This window comes from Marinobacter adhaerens HP15, from assembly GCF_000166295.1.
Taxonomy (GTDB): domain Bacteria; phylum Pseudomonadota; class Gammaproteobacteria; order Pseudomonadales; family Oleiphilaceae; genus Marinobacter; species Marinobacter adhaerens.
Genome location: NC_017506.1, coordinates 2,142,341 through 2,166,299 on the forward strand (window position 1 = coordinate 2,142,341; position 23,959 = coordinate 2,166,299).

A 23,959-nucleotide genomic window follows, 5' to 3' on the forward strand; every position below is an offset into this window, starting at 1 on the left:
CACTGACTTACTCGTTGCCCTCACCGGCTTCCGCCTTGTTGCCTTCAACCGGCTTCGACGGCTTGCGCAGACGGATATGCAACTCACGCAGCTGCTTCTCATCCACTTCGCCCGGCGCCTGGGTCATCAGACAGGTGGCACTCTGGGTTTTCGGGAATGCGATAACGTCACGGATGGACGAAGCGCCGGTCATCAGCATGACCAGGCGATCCAGGCCGAACGCCAGACCACCATGGGGCGGGCAACCAAACTTCAGGGCATCCAGCAGGAAGCCGAACTTGGCGCGGGCTTCCTCTTCACCGATACCCAGAATACGGAACACCGCTTCCTGCATTTTCTCATCGTGAATACGGATAGAACCGCCGCCCAATTCAGTGCCGTTCAACACCATATCGTAGGCGCGGGACAATGCGTTGGCGGGGTCTGCGGCCAGATCTTCCGGACTACAGGACGGCGCGGTGAACGGATGGTGAATTGCGGTCAGGCCGCCGTCCGGAGTTTCCTCGAACATCGGGAAATCGACAACCCAGAGCGGCGCCCACTCGGAAGTCAGCATGTCGAGATCGTGACCGATCTTGATCCGCAGTGCGCCGAGGGCTTCATTGACCACGTTGGTCTTGTCCGCGCCGAAGAACACGATGTCGCCGTCTTCGGCACCCACACGCTCCATGATGGCCAGAGCAACATCATCACCCAGGAACTTGATGATCGGGGACTGCAGACCTTCAACGCCTTTGGACAGGTCATTGACCTTGATATAGGCAAGACCTTTGGCACCGTAGATACCAACAAACTTGGTGTAGTCGTCAATCTGCTTGCGCGTCAGCTCGCCGCCTTTCGGCACACGCAGAGCCGCCACACGACCTTTCGGATCCTTGGCAGGACCTGCGAAGACCTTGAAGTCCACGCCTTCAACCAGATCATTTACATCCAGCAGCTCCAGCGGGATACGCAGATCCGGCTTGTCGCTGCCGTAACGTTGCATTGCCTCGGCATACGGCATTTGCGGGAAAGACGGCAGTTCAACCTCCAGCACGTCCTTGAACAGCGCCCGGATCATGTCCTCGTTCAGCTTCATCAGGGTCTCTTCATCAATGAAAGAGGCCTCGATGTCTACCTGGGTGAACTCCGGCTGACGATCTGCACGCAGGTCTTCATCCCGGAAACACTTGGCGATCTGGTAGTAGCGGTCAACACCAGACACCATCAGCAGCTGCTTGAACAGCTGGGGAGACTGGGGAAGCGCGAAGAAGGAGCCTTCGTGGGTACGGCTCGGCACCAGATAATCCCGCGCGCCTTCCGGCGTGGCACGGGTCAGGATAGGAGTTTCGACATCCATGAAGCCGTTGCTGTCGAGGTAGTTACGGATATAACTGGTCACCCGGGAACGGAAACGCAGGCGGTTGATCATCTCCGGACGACGCAGGTCCACAAACCGGTAGCGCAGACGCACGTCCTCGCCAACGTCGACATGCTCATCCAGCGGGAACGGCGGCGTTGCCGCAGCGTTCAGGATAGTCAGCTCCTTACCCAGAAGCTCAACCTGCCCGGTCGGCATGTTGTTGTTCTCGGTTCCGGCAGGACGACGACGCACCCGGCCGGTGACCTTGATCACGAACTCGCTACGGACTTTTTCCGCAAGCGCAAAGCTCTCAGGGGTATCAGGATCCACAACAACCTGAGACATACCATCCCGATCCCGCAGATCCAGGAAGATAACCCCACCGTGGTCACGACGGCGATGTACCCATCCGCAAAGTGTGACTTCCTGATCGATGTGGGATTCGTTGATCCCACCGCAATAATGACTGCGCATACCGGTTCCCGTTACGTTTAATGTGTTCAAATATGGTGCGTGTTCTGGATCGCTTGAAAAATGGTGCGACCTTAGCGGAAAAGCCGCCCATTATAAACACAATGGCGGTGAAAATCAGGCGTGCGGGCACGCAAATCAAGCGGTCGGATGACTGCAGGTTGGCAGCCGGCTAGAATGCTTCTTTTTTACCAGCAGATGGAGTCTGAACTTGGCCACCAGAGCGGAGCAAAAACAGAAAACCCGGCGGGCACTGATGGATGCGGCGCTCTCGCAACTGAGTGCGGACCGGGGCTTTGGCAGTCTGAGTTTGCGGGAGGTTGCTCGGGAAGCCGGCATCGCCCCCACGTCTTTCTACCGGCACTTTGCCGAGCTTGATGAACTGGGCCTGGCTCTGGTGGACGAAGGCGGCGTTGCATTAAGGCAGCTGATGCGTCAGGCCCGCAAGCGGATTGCCCGTGATGGTGGCAGCGCCATTTCCACTTCTGTAGAAACCTTCATGGAGTACCTGGGCAACAATGCCAACCTGTTCCGGCTGATGCTTCGGGAAAGGACCGGGGTCTCCAAACCCTTTCGGACAGCCGTTAAGGCCGAAATTGACCACTTTGTGACCGAACTGGCCGATGACCTGCGGCGGATCGCCGACGAGCAGAACAAGCCCCTCTCAGAAGCCAGACTGGTGGCCGAGGCCATGGTAACGCTGGTCTTCAACCAGGGGGCAGAAGCGCTGGATGCAACCGCTTCCGAACGTGATGAGCTTAAGGCCAAGCTGAAAACCGAGCTCAGAATGATCCTGGTCGGCTCCCAGACTCTGGCGAAACGCAACTGACCTCACCTTCGAACTAGACCACGGCCTCAAGCTCAGCAAGAACCGGGGCCAGTCTTGAGCGAACCTGCTCCAGCTCCTCATCGGAATAAGCAACCGGCGCCTGCTTGCCCCACACCGGTCCCGGCCATGCCGGGTCGCCTTCGAACCGCACGATATGATGAAGATGAAGCTGGGGCACCATGTTGCCAAGGGCTGCGACGTTCATCTTGTCGCCGCCAAAGACATCCATCATGGCTTCGCTGAGCGCGGAGGATTCGCGGACCAGCTGGTGCTGCTGGTCCGCCGACAACTGGTAGATCTCACGGATGCCGGCGACCGCCGGCACCAACAGCACCCAAGGCCAGGTGCTGTCATTCATCAGTCGGATTTCACAAAGTGAGCTGCTTCCAAGGCCAATCGTGTCGGCCTTCAGTCGCTCGTGTAACCGGAAAACTGCCGGTTCACTCATACTCATCCTCCGATTATCTGGGTTTACTCGGAGTGGAACTGGGTGCGGCCACGGCCAATGGCATAATAAATGAGGCCGTAGCGATCCAGCATTTCCGGCTCGTAGAGATTGCGGCCATCAAAGACCACCGGTTCACGAATGGTCGCAGCAATAGATTCGAAGTCTGGCGACCGGAACTCTTTCCACTCGGTGCAGATAGCGAGAACGTCTGCCCCTTTAAGCGCCTGCTCTTTCGTGCCGCACAGAGTCAGGCCTTCCTGATCACCGTAGATTCGCTGGGTTTCCTCCATAGCCTCCGGGTCGAAAGCCTGCACTCTGGCGCCGGCTTTCCAGAGATCTTCCATCAATGTGCGGGAAGAAGCTTCGCGCATATCGTCGGTATTCGGCTTGAACGCCAGCCCCCAAAGCGCAACGACCTTGCCATTGAGATCACCACCAAAATAGTGGCTGATCTTGTCGAACAACACGTGTTTCTGGGCGTAGTTAACCGATTCAACCGCATTCAGCAAGCGTGCTTCGTAACCGCAGTCGCTGGCAGTTCGGGCCAGGGCCTGAACATCTTTCGGGAAGCAGGAACCGCCGTAACCGCAACCAGGGTAGATGAAGTGATAACCAATCCGCGGGTCGGAACCAATGCCCCGGCGCACGGCTTCGATATCAGCGCCCAGTCGCTCTGCAAGGTTGGCGATTTCGTTCATAAAGCTGATCTTGGTGGCCAGCATGGAGTTGGCCGCGTACTTGGTGAGCTCGGCAGACCGCAGGTCCATAAAGATCATGCGGTCATGATTCCGGTTGAACGGGTAGTAGACCTCCCGCAGCAGTTCCGCAGCCCGCTCGCTGTCGGTACCGACAACAATGCGGTCAGGCTTCATGAAATCGTTGATAGCCGCCCCTTCCTTGAGAAACTCGGGGTTCGACACCACATCAAAATCCAGCTCCAGGCCACGTCGGTCCAGCTGGGCGCGAACCGCAGCCCGGACCTTGTCGCCGGTACCCACCGGTACCGTGGACTTGTCGACCACCACCTTGTAGTCCTCCATGTGTTCACCAATGGAACGGGCTACGGCAGTAACATACTGGAGGTCGGCAGAACCGTCTTCATCCGGGGGGGTGCCCACGGCGATAAACTGGAGTGTGCCGTGACGAACGGCCTCCGCGCTATCTGTGGTGAACGAAAGGCGGCCCGCCTCAACGGTGTGCTTTACGATATTTTCAAGGCCTGGCTCATAGATGGGAATCTGGCCATTCTTGAGCTTTTCAATTTTGCCCTGGTCCACGTCCATACACAAAACGTTGTGACCTACATCCGCCAGGCATGCGCCAGTAACCAGACCGACATAGCCGGTCCCAAAAATCGTAATTTTCATCCGTTAAATCCCGATACAAATACAGAAAAGTTATGGGGCGTCGTCAGCTTTTTCTTCTGCCAGATCGCTTCCCAAGCCAGAGCTGTGCCGACAATGGTATCCAGATTGTCGTAGTCCGGCTGCCAGCCCAGGGTCTGGCGGATAAGTGTGTTGTCAGCCATCAATGCTGCCGGGTCGCCGGCGCGGCGGCCGGTTTCGGTGACCGGAAAATCAACGCCGGATTGCGCCTTGACCACATCAATCACTTCCCGGACCGTAAAGCCGCGACCATAACCGCAGTTCATGACCTTCGAATGACCACCATCTGCCATGTAGTCCAGCGCCATCACGTGGGCCTTGGCCAGGTCCTCCACGTGGATGTAGTCGCGAATGCAGGTGCCGTCCCGGGTATCGTAATCGGTGCCGAAGACACTCATGCCTTCCCGCTGTTCCGTCACGCACTCACAGGCGACCTTGATCAGATGCGTGGCTTCAGGTGTGGCCTGCCCCAGCAGCCCTTCCGGATTCGCGCCTGCTACATTGAAGTAACGGAGAATCACATAATTGAGGCTGGAGGCTGCGGCCAGATCCATGATCATCCGCTCGCTCATCATCTTGGACGCGCCGTAGGGGTTGATCGGGGCCAGCGGCAGATCCTCAGTGAGCACCGTCTGTTCAGGCATACCATAGACAGCCGCGGTGGAGGAAAAAACCATGTACGGCACTTCGTGCTTTTCGACCGCTTTCAGGAGGTTCAGGGTATTGCGGGTATTGTTGCTGTAGTACTTCAGGGGGTTGGCGACAGACTCCGGCACCACAATATTGGCAGCGAAATGCAGAACTGCCTCAAATTGGTGACGGGAGAACAGATCTTCGATTGCCGCTTCGTCGGCCAGATCCCCGACCACCAGTTCGCCGGCGGTGACCGCCCAGCGGTAGCCAGTGGAGAGGTTATCGAAAACAACGATATCGTGACCGGCCTGGCCCAGCTGACGGACCACGTGACTGCCAATATATCCGGCTCCGCCGGTAACGAGGACTTTCATAGGCGAAAACTACTCCTTCCCTGAATTCTGTTTGCGCAGACGCCGGATCTCTGCCCGTCGCCGACTGAAAAACTCACTGATCACCTGGCTGCACTGATCTGACAAGACGCCGCCAACGGCGGTCACGTCCCAGTTCAGATGGGGCTCTTCGAGTGTCCGGCGTGCAGACTCTATTGCACCGGCCTTGGGCTCACGTGCCCCATAGACAAGCCGACTGATTCTGCCGTGGACGATAGCACCCACGCACATGGTACAGGGCTCCAGAGTAACGTAAAGCGTGGCATCCGGCAGCCGATAATTGCCCACCCGGGCGGCGGCATCGCGCAGCGCCCTGATTTCGGCATGGGCCGTGGGATCGCAACCGGAAATCGGCGCGTTAAAACCCGCGCCGATTTCCTTGCCATCCAGAACCACCACGGCACCGACAGGCACTTCGCCCTTTGCTGCAGCCTCACCAGCCAGCTGGAGCGCGCGATTCATCCAGCGCTCGTCTTCCGGCGTCGCCTCAGACATCGGACCGGCTCACCCGTCGATTATTCCCACTCGATGGTTGCGGGCGGCTTGGACGAAACATCGTAGGTCACCCGGGATACACCGGTGATCTCATTGATGATCCGGTTGGAAACGGTCTCAAGGAGATCGTAAGGCAGATGCGCCCAGCGGGCGGTCATGAAATCGATGGTTTCAACAGCACGAAGAGCCACCACGTATTCGTAGCGGCGGGCGTCACCTACCACGCCAACCGACTTGACCGGCAGGAATACTGCAAAGGCCTGGCTCGTCTTGTGGTAGAAATCCGCACGGTGGAGTTCCTCCAGGAAAATGGCGTCGGCGCGGCGCAGGATATCGGCATATTCCTTTTTAACTTCACCGAGAATACGCACGCCCAGACCCGGCCCCGGGAACGGGTGGCGGTACACCATGTCGTATGGCAAACCAAGCTCAAGGCCGATCCGGCGCACCTCATCCTTGAACAGCTCCCGCAGCGGCTCCACCAGCTTCATTTTCATGGTTTCCGGCAGGCCGCCCACATTGTGGTGGGACTTGATAACGTGCGCTTTGCCGGTCTTGGACGCAGCAGACTCGATCACGTCCGGATAGATCGTGCCCTGTGCCAGCCAGTTCACGTCCTTGATATTGGCCGCTTCATCGTCGAACACGTCGATAAAGGTATTGCCGATGATCTTGCGTTTCTGCTCTGGATCAGAGACCCCTTTGAGCTTCGACAGGAACAGGTCTTCAGCATCAACCCGAATCACTTTTACGCCCATGTTGCTGGCGAACATGTCCATCACCTGGTCGCCTTCATGAAGACGCAGGAGACCGTTGTCCACAAACACACAAGTCAGCTGATCACCGATTGCCCGGTGCAGCAGTGCTGCCGTCACCGAGGAATCGACGCCACCGGACAAACCAAGCAATACCTTGTCGTTGCCCACCTGCTCGCGAATTTGCTGAACCGCATCATCGACGATCTTGGCCGGCGTCCAGAGGGCTTCGCATTTGCAGATAGTCAGGATGAAATGCTCGAGAATCCGCTTGCCCTGCAGGGTGTGGGTTACTTCGGGGTGGAACTGGACGCCATACAGGTTCCGGCTGAGATCCTGCATTGCGGAAATTGGCGCGCTCTCGGTGGAGGCCAGCAGCTCGAAGCCTTCAGGCATCGCCACCACCTTGTCACCGTGGCTCATCCACACGTCCAGCAGCGACTCACCAGCCGGCGTCAGATGATCGGTAATATCCGCCAGCAGCGGACCCTTGGCGCGAACCTTCACCTGGGCATAACCGAACTCGCGTTTCTCGGAACTGGCAACGCGGCCTCCAAGCTGCTCCGCCATAGTCTGCATGCCGTAGCAGATGCCGAGAATCGGGATACCGCGCTCAAACAGCCCTTCCGGCGCCCGGGGACCGCCCAGCTGAGTTACCGACTCCGGACCGCCTGCAAGAATAATCCCCTTCGGATTGAACTCATTAAGCTCGTCATCGGTGATATCGAACGCTTTGATCTCACAGTAAACGCCGATCTCGCGAACACGGCGGGCAATCAGCTGGGTGTACTGGGAACCGAAATCGAGAATCAGGATGCGGTGGTCGTGGATGTTCTGGGCCATGGAGTCCTCGGGGCTGAATAAACAACGCGGCCCTCTGGGGGCCGCGTCTGGTAGGGCAATGGTTAACCGATACGGTAGTTGGGCGATTCTTTGGTGATGGTCACGTCGTGCACATGGCTCTCACGCATACCCGCGTTGGTGATGCGCACGAATTCAGGCTTGGTGCGCATTTCTTCCATGGTGGCGCTACCGGTGTAGCCCATGGCAGCCCGCAGGCCACCAACCAGCTGGTGAACGATGTTACGCATCGGACCTTTGCAGGCAACGCGGCCTTCTATGCCTTCAGGAACCAGTTTCTCGATACCCTTACTGGCGTCCTGGAAGTAACGATCGCTGGAGCCCTGCCCCATGGCGCCGATGGAACCCATGCCACGATAGGCCTTGTAACTGCGGCCCTGGAACAGCTCCACTTCGCCAGGTGCCTCATCGGTACCTGCCAAAAGGCTACCGATCATGACGCTATGGGCGCCTGCGGCGATGGCTTTGGCAATATCACCGGAGAAACGGATACCGCCATCAGCGATAACCGGGACTCCGTGCTCTTTCAGCGCTGCTGCCACGTTGGAAACCGCAGAAATCTGGGGCACGCCAATACCCGCCACAATACGGGTGGTGCAGATGGAACCGGGGCCAATGCCTACCTTTACTGCATCCGCGCCGGCTTCCGCCAGGGCGAGCGCCGCGTGTGACGTGGCGATATTGCCGCCAATCACCTGCACATCGGGGAAATTCTTCTTGATAAAGCGCACGCGTTCCATCACGCCACGGGAATGACCGTGGGCGGTATCCACCACGATCACGTCGACCCCGGCTTCGGCCAGTGCGGTAATGCGGGCTTCGGTGTCGCCACCGGTGCTCACGGCCGCGCCAACTCTCAAACGACCCTGATCGTCTTTACACGCCAGCGGGTAATCTTTCGCCTTCTGGATATCCTTGACCGTGATCAGGCCGCGCAGCTCGAAGTTATCGTTAACGACCAGAACCTTCTCGATCCGATGGCGATGCAGCAGCTCTTTCACTTCCTCGAGACAGGCGCCTTCCTTGACCGTAACCAGCTTTTCCTTGGGCGTCATGATATCCCGAACCAGCGTGTCCATCCGGCTTTCAAAACGGATGTCGCGGCCAGTGACGATACCGATCAGGTCGTGGCCGTCCACCACCGGAAGACCGGAGATGCTGTTCGCCATGGTGATATCTACCAGTTCGCGAACCGTTGTCTCGGGCGAAACTGTAATCGGATCCTTCACCACGCCACTCTCGAACTTCTTGACCTTGCGGACGGCTGCCGCCTGTTGCTCAACGGTCATGTTCTTGTGCATGATGCCGATACCGCCTTCCTGAGCCATGGCGATGGCCAATTCTGCCTCGGTAACGGTATCCATGGCGGAAGACAGAAGAGGAATGTTGAGGGTGATACCCTTGGTCAGCTGGGTTTGCAGGCTAACCTCGTGGGGCAGCACTTCTGAATATCCGGGAACCAGCAGAACGTCATCAAATGTGAGGGCTTCTTCGGCAATTCGCAGCATTGGGATCCGCCTTTTGATCGTGCTAAGTTGGGAATTTCCGTGCCGTACCCGCGGCGGTACGACAAAGCAAAATCCTTAATCGATCTATTATAATGGGGCTCTCGAAGACAGTAAACCGGCCCTTTTTTAAGGTTCGATTGCATCTTTTTGAAATTTCGCTATTTTTACCCTCCCTCTTTTCGGCTATTGCGTATGTATAACGACGGATCAGGACCGGCGACGCCGCATCTTCAGGACACCCGCCCCCGGGCACTCAGCGTCAGCGAGCTCAACCACCAGGCCAGACATCTTCTGGAATCGAGCTTTATGCAGGTGTGGGTGGAAGGTGAACTCTCCGGACTTTCTCGCCCCTCGTCCGGCCACTGGTATTTTTCCCTGAAAGACCGGAAATGCCAGGTGCGATGCGCCATGTTCCGGGGCATGAACCAGCGCATCCGCACACCACCGAAAGAGGGCGATCAGGTCCGGATCCGCGGCAAGGTCACTCTTTACGAGAACCGCGGCGACTTCCAGATTATCGTTGAACACGTCGAACCTGCGGGGCTGGGCGCCCTCCAACAGGCCTTCGAGGAGCTCAAGCGGAAATTGCTGGCCGAAGGACTGTTTGAACAGGCCAGCAAGAAACCACTGCCCTCACTGCCCAGGCACATCGGTGTCGTCACCTCACCGACCGGCGCCGCGATCCACGACATACTCACCGTTCTCGCCCGGCGGTGCCCCGCTATACCCGTAACGCTCTACCCCACTGCCGTTCAGGGCAAGGCGGCTACCGCCGACATCGTACGAGCCATCGAAGCCGCCCAGAACCACGGCGTTGCCGATGTCCTGATTATCGGCCGTGGCGGTGGCTCTCTGGAGGATCTCTGGTGCTTTAATGAAGAAGCGGTCGCCCGCGCGATTGCCGCTTGCCGGATCCCCACGGTCAGTGCGGTTGGTCACGAGGTCGATGTAACCATTGCCGATTTCGTGGCTGATCTTCGGGCCCCGACGCCCTCGGCAGCCGCCGAAAAGATTTCGCCAGACCAGTCAGACTGGCTTAAACAGCTAAGAGACCGGGAATTCCGCCTGTCCAACGCCATGGGCCTGGCCCTGAAGCGCCTGGGCACCCAGCTCGGACATCTGAGCGCCCGGTTGCGCGACCCAAGAAGGGAGCTTCTGGAGAAAGCCCAGCGAATGGATGAGCTTGAACTGCGCCTCCGTAAAGCTATTCGACAGCGCCTGACAACCGTTGGCGTGCGCAATGATCACCTGCGCCAGAGACTGGTCATGCAGTCGCCGCACCGCCAGCTCTCGGATAGCCAGGACGCGCTGCGGCGCGTGAGCGAGCGATTGGTTTCGGTCATGCAGCAGGACCTGAAACAGCGTCGCGACAACCTGGAACATGCGGCGCAGACTCTGAATGTGGTCAGCCCCCTTGCGACCCTTGGACGGGGTTATTCCATCGTGCGCGACAACAACGGGAACATTCTTCGGGATGCCTCAAACGTTAACCCCGGCGACACCATCTCAGCCCGCGTTGCACGGGGTGAAATGACTGCGAAGGTGACTTCGGTCAAATCTGCAGAAGAAACTGGCCCCTAGACCCCCGAGACTAAGCCAATGGTCTACTAGTCCATGATTTCAAACGGCCTAAAGTTGTCAGGAAACGTATTAAAACAACAACAGGCACGATGAGGTGGAATGTATGGACTACCACTCAGAGTTCCGGCGGTCGATAGACAAACCGGACGAATTCTGGCGTGAACAGGCGGAAAAAATTGACTGGATCGAACCGCCGAAAACCATCTGGCAGCCAACCGACAATGGGCACGGGCAGTGGTTCCCCGACGGCACTCTGAACACTTGCGATGTGGCACTGGATGCCAACATCCGTGCAGGGCGTGGCGACCAGAAAGCCCTGATCTACGATTCTCCGGTTACCGATACCCAGCGCTCCTACACCTACAACGAGCTGACCGATGAAGTGGCCCGGTTCGCTGGAGCCCTCAAAGACCGTGGCATCACCAAGGGCGACCGGGTCATCATCTACATGCCGATGATTCCGGAAGCCGTCATTGCAATGCTCGGCTGCGCGCGAATTGGCGCCATTCATTCTGTGGTCTTCGGCGGCTTTGCAGCCCATGAGCTTGCGGTTCGCATCGATGACGCCAAACCGAAGGCTGTGATTACCGCTTCCTGTGGCATCGAAGTCACCCGTGTGATCGAGTACAAGCCCCTGGTCGACAAGGCCATTGATCAGGCCAGCCACAAACCGGAAACCTGCATCGTTTACCAGCGCCAACAGGTACAGGCCGAACTTCAGGCTTGCCGTGACCACGACTGGAACGAATTGATGGAAACGGCCGAACCAGCCGACCCGGTGCCCGTCAAATCAACAGACCCGCTCTATATTCTTTACACTTCGGGCACCACCGGTAAACCCAAAGGTGTGGTGCGCGACAACGGTGGTCATGCAGTTGCGCTGAACTACAGTATGAAGCTGGTCTACGACGCCAAACCCGGCGATGTTTACTGGGCCGCCTCTGACGTTGGCTGGGTCGTTGGCCATAGCTACATCGTCTACGCGCCATTGTTTGCGGGTTGCACCACCATCATGTACGAGGGCAAGCCGGTGAAAACACCGGATGCCGGAGCCTTCTGGCGAGTGGTTCAGGATCACAAAGTGAACATGCTGTTCACTGCCCCGACCGCATTCCGGGCCGTCCGCAAGGAAGATCCGGAAGCAGACCAGCTTTCACGCTACGACATCAGTTCACTGAAAAGACTGTTCCTGGCCGGCGAGCGACTCGATCCCGCCACCTATGAGTGGCTGAAAGAGCACACTGGCCTGCCTGTTCTCGACCACTGGTGGCAGACCGAAACCGGTTGGGCCATTTGCTGCAATCCGGTGGGAATTGAGTTAATGGCGACCAAACCAGGTTCGGCAACCGTTCCCTCCCCTGGCTACAACGTGCAGGTAGTGGACATGAACGGCAGCCAGATGCCCGCCGGCGAGCAGGGTCAGATTGCTGTAAAACTGCCACTGCCACCCGGCTGTATGATGACAGTCTGGGGCGACGATGAGCGATTCCGCAAAACCTACCTGGAACCGATATCGGGATTCTACAGCTCCGGCGACGGCGGCTTCATTGACGATGACGGGTACGTGTTCGTTATGGGCCGTACCGATGACGTTATCAATGTCGCTGGCCACCGGCTCTCTACCGGTGAGATGGAGGAAGTCGTAGCTTCCCACCCGGCCATAGCAGAGTGCTGCGTCGTGGGTGCGCACGATGATATGAAAGGGCAGATCCCCATAGGGCTGGTTTTGATCAAGGACGGCGCAACCATCGACCATGACGAACTGGAAGACGAGCTGGTGGAGATGGTTCGAGACAAGATTGGCGCCATCGCCTGTTTCCGCCGCGCCCTGGTGGTTGATCGCCTGCCCAAGACCCGCTCCGGCAAGATCCTCAGACGGGTCATCCGCCAGATTGCCGATGGCGAGGAATACTCGGTGCCCAGCACCATTGATGACCCTGCCATTCTGGAAGAAATCAGCGAGCAGTTCCGCCGCTGACAGAGCCCCCGTGAATGCTGCCCGCCCCGCCCGAACCGGGGGCGGGCAATTTTTACCCAATCAAATCCCAACCTGTTGTTTTTGCCGGCAATAAAACCTTCACGAAAGCTGCAAAAATTTCGTTGACGCCCCCCAAAGTCGGTCTATACTGAAATTGCTGTGAAAATACAGCGGTATTTGGTGAATGCGTTTCAACGTCCTGCCGAAGTGCTCTTCGTTGCCCCTTCCTCAGTACTCTCTGGATTTCTCAGCAACGATTCCATGTGGAATTTTGAAGGTCCCGTGAGGGCAAATTACAGAAAGACAGGAAAGATCAATGTCCGATACTAAAACCGGCCACGTTAAGTGGTTTAACGAGTCCAAAGGCTTTGGCTTCATTGCTCAGGACGGTGGCAGCGACGTGTTTGTTCACTACAGCGCAATCAATGCAAGCGGTTTCCGCACCCTGACCGAAGGCCAGCAGGTGCAGTTCACCGTAACACAGGGCCCAAAAGGCCCGCAGGCGGAAAACGTTACCCCGGTCTAAGGGTATACGCTCCGTCCTTTGCCCCTCACGGGCATCGGAAAACCAACAAGCCGGCATTCGTGCCGGCTTGTGTCGTCAGGACGGCAGGCTTTTCAGGCACCCGCCGCTTCAGGTTCCGCTTCCTTCTCAGGCATTTCGATACCCACTGCCTGGGCGACTGCCGAAAACAAGGCCTGCAAGGTAGCAGATGTTGTGTCTTCGGCCAGTGCCGCAGCGCTGCAATGCATACCGCTTGCGGTCAGGCGAATACAGGCCAGTGCGTTGGCATTGGTGCCCTCACCCAGCGCAAACTCGTCGTAAGCCTCGACAGCAATGGAGATACCAAAGCGCTTCTCCAGCGCCTCAGATACAGCCTCCACTGCGCCCAGCCCATGGCCATCCAGACGAACCGGCGATGCATCGCGACCCACCGACACCTCGGCATGCACACCCTCTTCGTCCCGGTGCAGGTCGTAGGAGCGCAGCGCCCAGTCGGCGTGGACTTTCAGATAGCGATCCTCGAACAGGCGATGAATGGTCAGCGAGTCAATCTCGCCACCGTTGGTTTCCGCCTCTCTCTGGACCACCTTGCTGAACTCGATCTGCAACCAGCGTGGCAGACTGATGTTGTAATCCCGCTCCAGTACATAGGCGACACCGCCCTTACCAGACTGGCTGTTGATGCGAACCACTTCCTCATAGCGGCGACCAACATCGAACGGGTCGATGGGAAGATACGCCACATTCCAGGTTTCGCCATCCTTGCGGCGCGCCAGACACTTGCGAATGGCATCCTGATGGCTGCCTGAGAACGCGGTGAACACCAGTTCGCCGGCGTAGGGATGGCGTGGATGGGTGGAAATCTCCGTACAGGCCTCAACCACTTCGGTGATCTCTGCCATGCCCGACAGATCCAGCGTGGGATCAATGCCCTGGGAGTACAGGTTCATGGCCATGGTCACCAGATCCATGTTGCCGGTGCGCTCACCGTTGCCCATCAATGTGCCCTCGACCCGATCGGCCCCTGCCATTACCGCCAATTCGGCGGCGGCCACGGCACAGCCGCGATCATTGTGAGTATGCACGCTGATGCTGATGTGTTCACGGCGCTGGATGTTGTCGCAGATCCACTCGATCTGGTCCGCAAACACGTTGGGTGTCGCCATTTCAACGGTGGCAGGCAGGTTGATAATCATCGGCTGGCCCTCTTCCGGACGCCAAACCTCACTCACGGCATCAATCACTTCCGCGGCGAAATCCAGCTCGGTACCGGTAAAGCTCTCCGGTGAATACTGGAACGTCCACTGGGTCTCCGGGTGGCGCGCGGCGATGTCACGAACCAGTTTGGCACCATTGACGGCAATGTCCCTGATACCGTCACGATCCAGACCAAACACCTGCTCCCGCTGAACCGTGGAAGTAGAATTATAGACATGCACGATTGCCTTTCGGGCGCCGGCCAATGCTTCATAGGTACGCTCGATCAACTCAGGACGGGCCTGGGTCAGCACCTGTATCTTCACATCCTCGGGGATGCGATTTTCTTCAATCAGTTTGCGGCAGAAATCGAAATCCGGTTGGCTGGCAGCGGGAAAGCCAATCTCGATTTCCTTGAAACCCAACTTCACCAGCAATTCGAACATCCGCGTTTTTTGGGCAACAGACATGGGCTTCACCAGTGCCTGATTACCATCCCGAAGATCCACGGCACACCAGGTTGGCGCCTTCTCAATGACCTTGTCCGGCCAGCGACGATCGGTTTTGGCAACAGGTTTGAACGCAACGTATTTGCGATGATCGAAAGCCATGCGTGTAATTCCTTGCGGTTTTAGAAGTGAATTCTTTGATGCGTACAGGTTAACGCGAAAAAGCTGGTATTTGATTGCGAACTTGAGCGGGGAAGCGTATTTTCTAACCTATAAATTGCCTGATAAACGCCATTCTTGGAATTTTATGACCGAAAACAAGAAAACCCTCGCCAAAATTGACAAGATGGACCGCCGAATCCTCGAACAGATCCAGCAGGATGGCTCCCTGACCAACCAGGAACTGGCAGAGAAAGTCGGGCTATCCCCTTCGCCCTGTCTCCGTCGTGTGCGGGCACTGGAGGATGCCGGTATCATCGTCAGAACCGTCACCATTCTGGACCACAAGAAACTTGGCCTTTCTCTGACGGCGATCATCCTGATTGGCATGGATCGGCATACGCCCGAGCGTTTCGCGGCGTTTGAAGAGCAGGTTGCCGAGTACCCGGAGGTGCAGGAGTGCTACCTGATTACCGGCCAGGACGCCGATTACATGCTGAAGGTGGTGGTACCGGACATGGACCATTACCACCATTTCCTGCTGAACCGCATTACCCGCATTCAGGGCGTCAGCGGCGTGCACTCCAGCTTCGTGCTCCGGCGAGTAATCGACAGTACTGCCCTGCCATTGGGGTACCTTTCCTGACTCAGGCGACGAGCTCGCGGACGTAAGCCCTTGCCATGCATTTGAGCTCCTCCACCAGTTGTCGACCCTGGGCGTCGGGCAGAGTTACCGCCAGCCGCAGGACAGTGCCGGCGGACCTTGGTAGCAAAAGGCTTGCTGTCCAGCGCCGATCATCAGGAATCCGGGGACACTCCTCTTTGAGTTTCCGGTCCAGATCGCGGGCGTTGGTGTACAGCTCTCTCAGATCCAGCTCCCTCAGCTCAGGCATTGCCTCTACACCACTCCAGATCGCCGAGTAGGCGGGCTCGTGGCGATAGAACTCATAGAACTGATCGATGAGAACGTCTACCGCATCGCTGAGGTTCAGTTCCTGCAACCGTTCCCGCAGAGCCCGCTCCATCTTCTCCACGTGCTGTTCGGCAATGGCATGGACGATGGCCGCCTTGTTGGGAAAGTAGCGGTAGAGAGAAGCCAGCGACATGCCCGATTGTCGGGCAATGGCTGACATGCTCGCAGCATCGACACCGGTCTCATGAAAAATGGCGGCGGCATGGCGAAGGATGGTGTTGACGCGCTCCCGGCTGCGGGCCTGAACCGGCCGGCGCCGCGGGGCGACATCAATAGATTCGTCGGTCATCATCTGTACCTTGTGCAACAGGCTCCGTACAATAATGGCCACTTTACGACAAATAAAGGCTCCGGCGGGCCAACCGCCGCCTGTCCATTAGTCTAACACTTCAGATTTATTACAAACGGAAGACACGATGCGAGCAAGCCGCTACCTGATTGCCACCCAGAAAGAGACCCCCGCCGACGCCGAGATCATCAGTCATCAGTTGATGTTGCGTGCCGGCATGATTCGCAAACTGGCCGCCGGGCTATACACCTGGTTGCCAATGGGCCTGCGTACCCTGCGCAAGGTCGAGCGAATCGTTCGCGAAGAAATGGACAAGAGTGGCGCTCAGGAAGTGTTGATGCCTGCGGTCCAGCCGGCCGAACTATGGGAGGAATCCGGACGCTGGACCCAGTACGGCGGCGAACTGCTGCGAATGAAAGACCGTCATGGCCGTGATTTCTGTTTCGGACCGACCCACGAAGAGGTCATTACCGACCTGATCCGGAATGAGATCAGCAGCTACAAGGAGTTGCCAGCCAACTTCTACCAGGTTCAGACCAAATTCCGGGACGAGCGTCGCCCCCGGTTTGGCGTGATGCGCGCCCGGGAATTCCTGATGAAGGACGCTTATTCCTTCCATCTGAACGCCGAGTCCCTGAACGAAACCTACGAATTAATGCACCGCACCTACTGCGCCATTTTCGACCGTTTCGGCCTGGATTACCGTGCTGTACAGGCGGACTCCGGCGCCATTGGTGGCAGCGCATCCCACGAGTTCCATGTGCTTGCATCTTCAGGTGAAGATGACATCGTGTTCAGCACCGGGAGCGATTACGCAGCCAACATCGAGAAAGCAGAGGCAGTAGCCCCGAGCGGCACCCGCCCTGCTCCGGCCGAGGAAATGAAGGAAGTCGCCACGCCGGACCAGAAAACCATCGAGGCGGTATCACAGCTGCTGGGCATTGACGCCACCCGCACGGTCAAAACCCTGCTGGTGAAGGCGGAAGCCGACGAGGACGGCAACTCCGGGCTGGTTGCACTGGTTCTGCGGGGCGATCACACCCTGAACGAGATCAAGGCCGAAAACCTGGCCGGCGTTGCCGAGCCTCTGACAATGGCCACCGATGAGGAAATCGAACAGGCTGTCGGCTGCAAGCCCGGATCTATCGGACCGGTAAACCTCAACGTGCCCGTCATTGTTGACCGCAGTGCCGCGCATCTGGCTGACTTTGTCTGCGGCGCCAACCGGGAAGGCTTCCACCTTACCGGCGTGAACTGGGAGAGAGACGCTGCGCTTGAACGGGTGGAAGACCTGCGCAACGTGGTTGAGGGCGACCCCAGCCCGGATGGCAAGGGCACTCTGGAGATCCGGCGCGGCATTGAAGTGGGCCACATCTTCAAACTTGGCAACAAGTACAGCACTGCCATGAACGCCACGGTTCTCGATGAAAACGGCAAAACCGTGATTATGGACATGGGCTGTTACGGCCTGGGTGTTTCCCGGGTTGTTGCCGCAGCCATTGAACAGAACCACGATGAAAACGGCATCATCTGGCCCGATGCCATTGCGCCTTTCCAGGTGGCCATTGTTACCCTGAACGCCCATAAGTCACCGACCGTTGCCGAGGCCGGCGAAAAGCTTTATGAACAGCTACGCCAGGCCGGTTACGATGTGCTGCTGGACGACCGCAAAGAGCGCCCGGGCGTGAAGTTTGCCGATATGGAATTGATTGGTATCCCGCACCGGTTCGTGGTTTCCGAGCGTGGTCTGGCAGCCGGAACCCTGGAGTACAAAGGCAGAAAGGATGCGGAAAAACAGGATGTACCGGTGGCTGAAGCGCTGCCATTCCTGGTCAACGCATCGCCCCGAAAAGGGCTCTGATCGCTGTCCGCATGCGCGGACAAGCCTCTGACGGCACTTGCATAAAGCAGTGCCGTCAGGGATTTTCCCTTCCCGAACCACCCACAATCCCTGGCTCCATTTCCAGGGTGACACCGAACCGGTCAACCACTGACTGACGAACTTCTCTGGCAAGCTCCAGTATGTCAGCACCTGTGCCGCCCGAGTGGTTAATCAGAACCAGCGCCTGTCGGTTATGCACGCCCACCCGGGCATTCCGGAAGCCTTTCCAGCCACTCTGATCGATCAGCCAGGCCGCTGCCAGTTTGACCCCCTGCTCCTGAGGATAAGCCACAATATCCGGGTGCCGCTCGCTGAGTACCTCGAATGTTTCTCCGTCAACCACCGGGTTCTTGAAGAAACTTCCGGCGTTCGGAATCATATCCGGGTCCGGCAACTTTCGTCGGCGAATGGCCATTACGGCCTCTGCCACATGCAAGGGGTCGAGGGCGGTTTCCGCTGTATCACCGAGGTACTCCCGGAGATCCCGATATCCGAGCACCAGAGCACGTGAGCGGGACAGACCCAAACGGATTTCGGTGATCACATAGCGACCTGGCGTCTGTTTGAACAGGCTGTCGCGGTAGGAAAAACGGCACTGGGCGTTATCGAGAACAACCAGCTCACCCGAATTGCGATCCAGTGCTGTGACGGATTCCAGGCTATCGCCAAGCTCGACACCATAGGCGCCAATATTCTGGACAGGCGCCGCGCCGGCCGTGCCCGGGATAAGCGCCAGATTCTCGATACCGCGATAACCGGCCCGGGCAGCATACAGGACCGCCTCATGCCAGTTTTCACCCGCACCAAGCACCAAGGTCGCCCTGTGGCCCTCAATGTGCTCCCAACGGCGGCCACGAATCGCCAGACGGACCACCAGCCCCGCGAAGTCACCCGCGAACACCAGGTTACTGCCGCCCCCCAGAATCAGGACTTCCTGATCCTCCGATGAGGCCCAGTCCAGAGACCTGACCAACTCATCTGAGGTGTGAACTTCGACATAAAAACGGGCTTTGGCCGGCACGTGCAGGGTATTCAGCGCCTCCAGCTCTATGTTTTCCCGAATTTCCGGCTGCTGACTCAAGCCAGGCGCCCCCGGATGTCCGCCAGCAGGCCCTCGCCGGCTTCCTGAATCAGGTCAAGCACGGTTTCAAAACCTGCATCACCACCGTAATAGGGATCTGGCACTTCCCGATGGGCCGACTGACCGAACTCCAGAAACAGGGCTGGCCGGGTGCCGCCATTCTGATGCCATACGTCCTTGATGTCCGCCAGGTTCTGGCGATCCATCACCAGCACGTAGTCAAAGGTGTCCAGATCCTCCGGACTGAACTGGCGGGCCCGTAATCCACTGATGTCGATACCCCGCCGACGGGCAGCCTCCTGGGCGCGGGCGTCAGGACTCTTGCCAATGTGCCAGTCACCGGTGCCGCAGGAATCGATGTGGACCTGCTCTGCAAGGCCCGCCTGCTCCACCAGTGAGCGAAACACACCTTCAGCACTGGGCGATCGACAGATGTTGCCCAGGCACACGAAGAGAACGTTTACCGGTTCAGCCATTCTCGCTATTCCTCTTCTCCAGCCAGCCTCGGACCCTGTGCAAATCGGCGTCGGTATCAACGCCGCCCGGCGGGTTGACCGCGGCCACATCCACGTGAATACGGGCACCGTTATAGAGCGCCCTCAACTGTTCCAGAGATTCGGTTAGCTCGGTCGGCGCAGGCGCCCAGCTGACAAACTCGGCCAGGACGGAAGCACGGTAACCATAGATGCCGATATGCCGGAAATATCCGACATTATCCGGCAAGGCAGCGTCCAGCCCCGTCAGAGGTGTGCCCTCCTGCCACTGGTCCCGGGCCCACGGGATCGGCGCACGGCTGAAATAATGGGCGATCCCCCTGTGATCGAACACCACCTTGACCACATTGGGATTGAACACGTGCTCCGGATCGTGGATCCGCTCACACAGTGTGGCAATGGCGACTTCAGGATAAAACTCCAGATTGTCGGCCACCTGGTTGATCAGTTCGGGCGGGATCAGGGGCTCGTCACCCTGGACGTTAACGACCCGATGATCCGGTCCGAAACCCAGCACCCGTGCAACCTCCTCAAGGCGGTCTGTGCCGCTGGCGTGATTGGGTGATGTCATCACTACTTCTGCACCAAAGCCTTCGCATGCGGTCCGGATCCGATCATCGTCCGTGGCGACAACGACCCTGTCTGCGCGGCTTTCCGCGGCACGCTCACAGACATGCTGGATCATCGGCTTGCCGGCAATGTCTGCCAAAGGCTTGCCCGGAAGGCGGCTGGACGCATAGCGGGCCGGAATCACAACGGTAAAAGACATGTAGTAACCACCTGGCTGACTTGGGTTTAGCGCTTGTGCAGACGCTCATCAGTAGAGAGCGTCCGGGCTTCGGTAGCCAACATCACAGGAATCCCCTCGCGGATCGGGAACGCCATGGCGTCCTGGTAACAGACCAGCTCGGTTCTGTCCTCGTTGAGCTTCAGATCGCCCTTACACACCGGACAGGCCAACAGCGCCAACAGTTTTTTATCCATGTTGCTTACTCACTTGATATCAGGAAGTTAACGGCTCGGAACATTGGCGAACCCGGGCCAGAAACGCGTCCCGGAACGGTCCCGGCAATCTGGCCTCAACGGTGAGGCTCCAGGCATTATCGGGTGCAAATTCCCGGCATTTCACCGCGTCTTTTGCGGTCATGACTATCAACTCATCGGTATCACTGTTCAGATCCTCAGGACGGAAACGATGGTGATCCGGAAAGGCCGCTTCGGTAACATCGGCGCCAAGGGTTCTGAGTGTATCGAAAAACCGGGCCGGGTTTCCGATCCCGGCCACAGCCCTCACGGCCTTGCCCCTGAGATCGCCAACGGCTCTCGCCTCCCCTGTTTTCAGGTGAACAAGGGTTGCAGGCTCAAGAATCATGGAAAATATCGCAGGGTGGTCAATGCCAACAAAGCTTTCCATGGCCTGCTCTGAAAGCTCTTTGCCATTTACAATAACAAAGTCCACAGAAGCCAGTCGCGAAACCGGCTCCCGAAGCGGGCCAACGGGGATCAAGGCGCCGTTACCGATGCCCCTTTGCCCATCAAATACCGACAGCTCCAGGTCTCTGGGCAACTTGTAGTGTTGAAGGCCGTCGTCACAAATCAGCACATCACCCAGGTTTTTCTCAAGAGCGTAATCGGCGCCCCGTCGGCGGCGCGGATCAACAACAACCGGGCAACCGGTGCTCAGCGCCAGCATGACAGGCTCGTCACCGGCTTCGGAAGGACTGGTCTCCGCCGCAACTTCCAGCGGGTACTGGCCAGCATTACCACCATAACCCCTGCTGAGAATAACCGGCCGCCAGCCATCGGATGCCAGTGCGGAAACCAGCCAGGCGGTGAGCGGCGATTTGCCGGTTCCACCGGCAGTGATGTTGCCAACCACAATGACCGGAACCGGGAGCGACGCATCCCTCGCATCCCAGGCGGCCCGACGGCGGGCTTCCGCGATGCTCCGGTACAGCCAAGACAGCGGTGCCAGAAAAGCCAGAGGGCGCTTCCTTCCATACCAGAGACGCTCAACCAGCGAACTCATGGCAGATTGCACCGCGCTCATGACTGCTCGCTGAACTGCATCTGGTGCAATTGAGCGTAAGCGCCGCCAGCGGCAAGGAGTTCGTCGTGGCGGCCGGATTCGGCGATGCGGCCATTGTCCATCACCAGGATTCGGTCCGCTTTCTCGATGGTGGACAGGCGATGCGCAATGACCAGAGTGGTACGGCCCTGCATAACCGTTTCCAACGCTTCCTGGATATGGCGTTCAGATTCCGTATCCAGCGCCGATGTCGCCTCATCAAGGATCAGAATCGGGGCGTTCTTGAGCAGCGCCCGGGCGATGGCGAGCCGCTGTCGCTGCCCACCGGAAAGCATGACCCCGTTGTCACCGATCATGGTATCCAGTCCCTCGGGCATACGGTCAATAAATTCGAGCGCATGAGCCTTGGCGGCAGCCTCGCGGATTTCCTCCGGTGTGCAGTCTCTCAAAGCACCATAGGCGATATTGGCAGCGATGGTGTCGTTGAACAGGACAACGTTCTGGGTTACCAGAGCGATCTGTTTACGCAGGGCCTTGAGGGAGAAATCGCGCAACGAGTGCCCGTCGATTCGGATATCTCCGCCGGTGTACTCATAGAACCTCGGCAACAGGCTCACCAAGGTGGATTTACCGCTGCCGGAACGCCCAACCAGAGCCACACTCTGCCCGGCAGGAATGCTGAGGGATATGCCTTCCAGCACATTGTCCAACTGGTCACGGTACCGAAACGCCACTTCGTCAAACTCGATGTCGCCTTCAACGCGATCCGGCGAATACGTGCCCGGATCCTGCTCCGGCGACTCGTCGATGGTTTCGAAAACATCGTAAGCCGCTGCAACGCCCTTCTGGATCTTGGCGTGAACAGAGGTGACCTGGCGGATGGGCTTGGCCATGGTCGTCGCCGCCGTAATGAATGCCACCAGCTGGCCGGTGCTCATCTCACCACGAATTTCCGGCGCCAGCATCATCCAGACGAGCCCGGCAATGGCGATGGCCACCAGCACCTGAATCACTGGAACACTGATCGCCTGAGTCGACGCCATCTTCAGACTTTGCTTGAGGTTTTTGTCATTAACCTCTTGAAAACGCTGGCGTTCATAATCCTCACCGCCGAACGTACGAACAACCCGGTAGCCGGTAATGGATTCAGAGGCCACGTGGGTAATATCACCCATGGAGCCCTGGATACGTTTGCTGATCTTGCGGAAGCGCTTGCTGGCATAGCTTACAACCGCGGCAATAAGCGGCCCCACCGCCAGGAAAATCAGCGTGAGTTTCCAGTTGGTGTAGAACATGTAACCCAGCAGACCGACGATGGTCAGACCTTCACGGAGCGTGATGGTCACGGCGTTGGTCGTCGCCTCCGCCACCTGCTCGACGTTAAAGGTAAGCTTGGACACCAGCCGTCCCGCCGCGTTGTCATCGAAATAGCGGGAAGGCAGTGTCATCAGTCGATCAAATACATCGTTACGGAGCGCATTTATGACCTGGCGACCGACATAGCTGATGAAGTACTGGCTCAGGAAGGTGCCCAGCCCACGGAATGCGAACACGCCAACGATAACCATCGTCAGCATCAGACGATTCTGCTCGGTCGGATTCTCGATAGCCGCAATAACGTATTCCATGGCCGCCGCCATGCCCGTCGATGCGGCGGCATAGATGATGTTACCGAGTACCGCCAGAGAGAAGGCCAGCAGGAAGGGCTTCACATAGGCGAGCAGGCGTTTGTAGGTTTCCCAGCTGCCCGCCGGCAGGCCGGCCGCAGGGTCTGGCAAAGGCTCGGGTACCTTCACTGGCTCTCAGCCTCCCGCTCAGTGGTGATACTGAGCTTGGCGAACCCCAGGCGTCCGGCAACGTCCATGGCACGAACCACAAATTCATGGGGTGTGCGGGCGTCAGCGGTAATGATGAACGGAAGCGAGTTATTGCCTTCAGCCAGTTCACGGACACCCCGCTCTAGGGTCTCCCGCCGATTATTGACCAATGTGCGGTCGTTCAGGATGTACTGCCCCTCGGCATTGATCACCACGTCAATCTGCTGCACTTCGGATGCCGGCGCAGGCTCGCCGCTGGCCTCAGGCAATTCAACCTGCAGATGGCTCTCGCGGGTAAAGGTCGTGGAAACCATAAAGAAAATCAGCAGCAGAAACACCACGTCGATCAGTGGCGTCAGGTCTACCCCGACTTCCTGGCTCCTCTGGCGCTTGAACTTCACGGCGT

The 23,959-nt window shown here is 58.1% G+C and carries 22 protein-coding genes; 6 read left to right on the top strand and 16 right to left on the bottom strand.

Features of this window, described 5'->3' with window-relative positions; translation table 11 throughout:
• Nucleotides 1-7: 7 nt before the first annotated feature.
• Entirely contained in the window at nucleotides 8-1,816 is a 1,809-nt protein-coding gene (gene aspS / locus HP15_RS10180; RefSeq protein ID WP_014577395.1) for an aspartate--tRNA ligase, read from the bottom strand.
• 208 nt (nucleotides 1,817-2,024) lie between these two features.
• On the opposite strand from aspS, the gene fabR reads away from it, so the two are divergent.
• Complete coding sequence (gene fabR / locus HP15_RS10185; protein ID WP_008169141.1) at nucleotides 2,025-2,642, top strand: HTH-type transcriptional repressor FabR; 618 nt, start codon at nucleotides 2,025-2,027, stop codon at nucleotides 2,640-2,642.
• Between the two features lie 13 nt (nucleotides 2,643-2,655).
• Here the strand turns inward: fabR and HP15_RS10190 are convergent, their stop codons facing one another.
• From HP15_RS10190 to guaB, 6 genes are all read right to left on the bottom strand, one after another.
• Complete coding sequence (locus HP15_RS10190; RefSeq protein WP_014577396.1) at nucleotides 2,656-3,096, bottom strand: HIT domain-containing protein; 441 nt, start codon at nucleotides 3,094-3,096, stop codon at nucleotides 2,656-2,658.
• Nucleotides 3,097-3,113: 17 nt separating this feature from the next.
• A complete protein-coding gene (locus HP15_RS10195) occupies nucleotides 3,114-4,457 on the bottom strand; it encodes a UDP-glucose dehydrogenase family protein (protein WP_014577397.1) in 1,344 nt (447 codons plus the stop codon).
• Nucleotides 4,454-5,482, bottom strand: a complete 1,029-nt coding sequence (gene galE / locus HP15_RS10200) for a UDP-glucose 4-epimerase GalE (RefSeq protein ID WP_014577398.1) — start codon at nucleotides 5,480-5,482, stop codon at nucleotides 4,454-4,456. Before galE ends, HP15_RS10195 begins: the two co-directional genes overlap by 4 nt.
• 9 nt (nucleotides 5,483-5,491) lie before the next feature.
• Complete coding sequence (gene tadA / locus HP15_RS10205; protein WP_014577399.1) at nucleotides 5,492-5,995, bottom strand: tRNA adenosine(34) deaminase TadA; 504 nt, start codon at nucleotides 5,993-5,995, stop codon at nucleotides 5,492-5,494.
• A gap of 20 nt (nucleotides 5,996-6,015) precedes the next feature.
• Nucleotides 6,016-7,593 (bottom strand): glutamine-hydrolyzing GMP synthase, encoded by a 1,578-nt coding sequence (guaA, locus tag HP15_RS10210; RefSeq protein WP_014577400.1) that lies wholly within the window; start codon nucleotides 7,591-7,593, stop codon nucleotides 6,016-6,018.
• A gap of 62 nt (nucleotides 7,594-7,655) precedes the next feature.
• Nucleotides 7,656-9,119 (bottom strand): IMP dehydrogenase, encoded by a 1,464-nt coding sequence (gene guaB, locus HP15_RS10215; protein ID WP_008169151.1) that lies wholly within the window; start codon nucleotides 9,117-9,119, stop codon nucleotides 7,656-7,658.
• A 192-nt stretch (nucleotides 9,120-9,311) separates the two neighbouring features.
• Here guaB and xseA point away from each other — a divergent pair, with 192 nt between their 5' ends.
• The 3 genes from xseA to HP15_RS10230 all read left to right on the top strand — a co-directional run bounded on the left by xseA (nucleotide 9,312) and on the right by HP15_RS10230 (nucleotide 13,204).
• A complete protein-coding gene (gene xseA, locus HP15_RS10220) occupies nucleotides 9,312-10,700 on the top strand; it encodes an exodeoxyribonuclease VII large subunit (RefSeq protein ID WP_014577401.1) in 1,389 nt (462 codons plus the stop codon).
• Between the two features lie 103 nt (nucleotides 10,701-10,803).
• Nucleotides 10,804-12,678, top strand: coding sequence for a propionyl-CoA synthetase (locus HP15_RS10225; protein ID WP_014577402.1), 1,875 nt, complete (start codon nucleotides 10,804-10,806; stop codon nucleotides 12,676-12,678).
• 316 nt (nucleotides 12,679-12,994) lie between these two features.
• The gene (locus HP15_RS10230; RefSeq protein ID WP_008169155.1) at nucleotides 12,995-13,204 is read left to right on the top strand and encodes a cold-shock protein; all 210 of its coding nucleotides are present in this window, start codon (nucleotides 12,995-12,997) and stop codon (nucleotides 13,202-13,204) included.
• 92 nt (nucleotides 13,205-13,296) lie between these two features.
• Here the strand turns inward: HP15_RS10230 and leuA are convergent, their stop codons facing one another.
• Nucleotides 13,297-14,991 carry a 2-isopropylmalate synthase gene (gene leuA / locus HP15_RS10235; RefSeq protein ID WP_014577403.1) on the bottom strand — a complete coding sequence of 565 codons (1,695 nt, stop codon included), beginning with the start codon at nucleotides 14,989-14,991 and terminating at the stop codon, nucleotides 13,297-13,299.
• A gap of 145 nt (nucleotides 14,992-15,136) precedes the next feature.
• On the opposite strand from leuA, the gene HP15_RS10240 reads away from it, so the two are divergent.
• Nucleotides 15,137-15,634, top strand: coding sequence for an Lrp/AsnC family transcriptional regulator (locus HP15_RS10240; protein WP_008169158.1), 498 nt, complete (start codon nucleotides 15,137-15,139; stop codon nucleotides 15,632-15,634).
• A 1-nt stretch (nucleotide 15,635) separates the two neighbouring features.
• Here HP15_RS10240 and HP15_RS10245 read toward each other — a convergent pair whose 3' ends face one another.
• Nucleotides 15,636-16,250, bottom strand: a complete 615-nt coding sequence (locus HP15_RS10245; protein ID WP_041646252.1) for a TetR/AcrR family transcriptional regulator — start codon at nucleotides 16,248-16,250, stop codon at nucleotides 15,636-15,638.
• Between the two features lie 127 nt (nucleotides 16,251-16,377).
• On the opposite strand from HP15_RS10245, the gene HP15_RS10250 reads away from it, so the two are divergent.
• Entirely contained in the window at nucleotides 16,378-18,111 is a 1,734-nt protein-coding gene (locus HP15_RS10250; protein ID WP_014577405.1) for a proline--tRNA ligase, read from the top strand.
• A gap of 55 nt (nucleotides 18,112-18,166) precedes the next feature.
• On the opposite strand, the gene murB is transcribed toward HP15_RS10250, so the two are convergent.
• The 7 genes from murB to HP15_RS10285 are packed head-to-tail and all read right to left on the bottom strand — an operon-like array spanning nucleotide 18,167 to nucleotide 23,954.
• The gene (murB, locus tag HP15_RS10255; RefSeq protein ID WP_014577406.1) at nucleotides 18,167-19,213 is read right to left on the bottom strand and encodes a UDP-N-acetylmuramate dehydrogenase; all 1,047 of its coding nucleotides are present in this window, start codon (nucleotides 19,211-19,213) and stop codon (nucleotides 18,167-18,169) included.
• Entirely contained in the window at nucleotides 19,210-19,689 is a 480-nt protein-coding gene (locus tag HP15_RS10260; RefSeq protein WP_014577407.1) for a low molecular weight protein-tyrosine-phosphatase, read from the bottom strand. The genes murB and HP15_RS10260 overlap by 4 nt, the downstream gene beginning before the upstream one ends.
• Complete coding sequence (kdsB, locus tag HP15_RS10265; RefSeq protein WP_014577408.1) at nucleotides 19,682-20,476, bottom strand: 3-deoxy-manno-octulosonate cytidylyltransferase; 795 nt, start codon at nucleotides 20,474-20,476, stop codon at nucleotides 19,682-19,684. Before kdsB ends, HP15_RS10260 begins: the two co-directional genes overlap by 8 nt.
• 26 nt (nucleotides 20,477-20,502) lie before the next feature.
• Nucleotides 20,503-20,691, bottom strand: a complete 189-nt coding sequence (locus HP15_RS10270) for a Trm112 family protein (protein WP_008169170.1) — start codon at nucleotides 20,689-20,691, stop codon at nucleotides 20,503-20,505.
• Nucleotides 20,692-20,710: 19 nt separating this feature from the next.
• Complete coding sequence (lpxK, locus tag HP15_RS10275) at nucleotides 20,711-21,757, bottom strand: tetraacyldisaccharide 4'-kinase (protein WP_014577409.1); 1,047 nt, start codon at nucleotides 21,755-21,757, stop codon at nucleotides 20,711-20,713.
• Entirely contained in the window at nucleotides 21,754-23,532 is a 1,779-nt protein-coding gene (gene msbA / locus HP15_RS10280) for a lipid A export permease/ATP-binding protein MsbA (RefSeq protein ID WP_014577410.1), read from the bottom strand. Before msbA ends, lpxK begins: the two co-directional genes overlap by 4 nt.
• Entirely contained in the window at nucleotides 23,529-23,954 is a 426-nt protein-coding gene (locus tag HP15_RS10285) for an ExbD/TolR family protein (protein WP_014577411.1), read from the bottom strand. Before HP15_RS10285 ends, msbA begins: the two co-directional genes overlap by 4 nt.
• Between the last annotated feature and the right edge of the window lie 5 nt (nucleotides 23,955-23,959).

Bases quoted from the DNA above. Each gene is read 5' to 3' on its own strand.
- galE (WP_014577398.1), bottom strand. From the start codon at position 5,482: ATGAAAGTCCTCGTTACCGGCGGAGCCGGATATATTGGCAGTCACGTG.
- HP15_RS10245 (WP_041646252.1), bottom strand. From the start codon at position 16,250: ATGACCGACGAATCTATTGATGTCGCCCCGCGGCGCCGGCCGGTTCAG.
- guaA (WP_014577400.1), bottom strand. From the start codon at position 7,593: ATGGCCCAGAACATCCACGACCACCGCATCCTGATTCTCGATTTCGGT.
- guaB (WP_008169151.1), bottom strand. From the start codon at position 9,119: ATGCTGCGAATTGCCGAAGAAGCCCTCACATTTGATGACGTTCTGCTG.
- HP15_RS10225 (WP_014577402.1), top strand. From the start codon at position 10,804: ATGGACTACCACTCAGAGTTCCGGCGGTCGATAGACAAACCGGACGAA.
- HP15_RS10195 (WP_014577397.1), bottom strand. From the start codon at position 4,457: ATGAAAATTACGATTTTTGGGACCGGCTATGTCGGTCTGGTTACTGGC.
- HP15_RS10270 (WP_008169170.1), bottom strand. From the start codon at position 20,691: ATGGATAAAAAACTGTTGGCGCTGTTGGCCTGTCCGGTGTGTAAGGGC.
- HP15_RS10240 (WP_008169158.1), top strand. From the start codon at position 15,137: ATGACCGAAAACAAGAAAACCCTCGCCAAAATTGACAAGATGGACCGC.
- HP15_RS10190 (WP_014577396.1), bottom strand. From the start codon at position 3,096: ATGAGTATGAGTGAACCGGCAGTTTTCCGGTTACACGAGCGACTGAAG.
- lpxK (WP_014577409.1), bottom strand. From the start codon at position 21,757: ATGAGCGCGGTGCAATCTGCCATGAGTTCGCTGGTTGAGCGTCTCTGG.
- HP15_RS10250 (WP_014577405.1), top strand. From the start codon at position 16,378: ATGCGAGCAAGCCGCTACCTGATTGCCACCCAGAAAGAGACCCCCGCC.
- kdsB (WP_014577408.1), bottom strand. From the start codon at position 20,476: ATGTCTTTTACCGTTGTGATTCCGGCCCGCTATGCGTCCAGCCGCCTT.
- leuA (WP_014577403.1), bottom strand. From the start codon at position 14,991: ATGGCTTTCGATCATCGCAAATACGTTGCGTTCAAACCTGTTGCCAAA.
- tadA (WP_014577399.1), bottom strand. From the start codon at position 5,995: ATGTCTGAGGCGACGCCGGAAGACGAGCGCTGGATGAATCGCGCGCTC.
- aspS (WP_014577395.1), bottom strand. From the start codon at position 1,816: ATGCGCAGTCATTATTGCGGTGGGATCAACGAATCCCACATCGATCAG.
- HP15_RS10260 (WP_014577407.1), bottom strand. From the start codon at position 19,689: ATGGCTGAACCGGTAAACGTTCTCTTCGTGTGCCTGGGCAACATCTGT.
- xseA (WP_014577401.1), top strand. From the start codon at position 9,312: ATGTATAACGACGGATCAGGACCGGCGACGCCGCATCTTCAGGACACC.
- HP15_RS10230 (WP_008169155.1), top strand. From the start codon at position 12,995: ATGTCCGATACTAAAACCGGCCACGTTAAGTGGTTTAACGAGTCCAAA.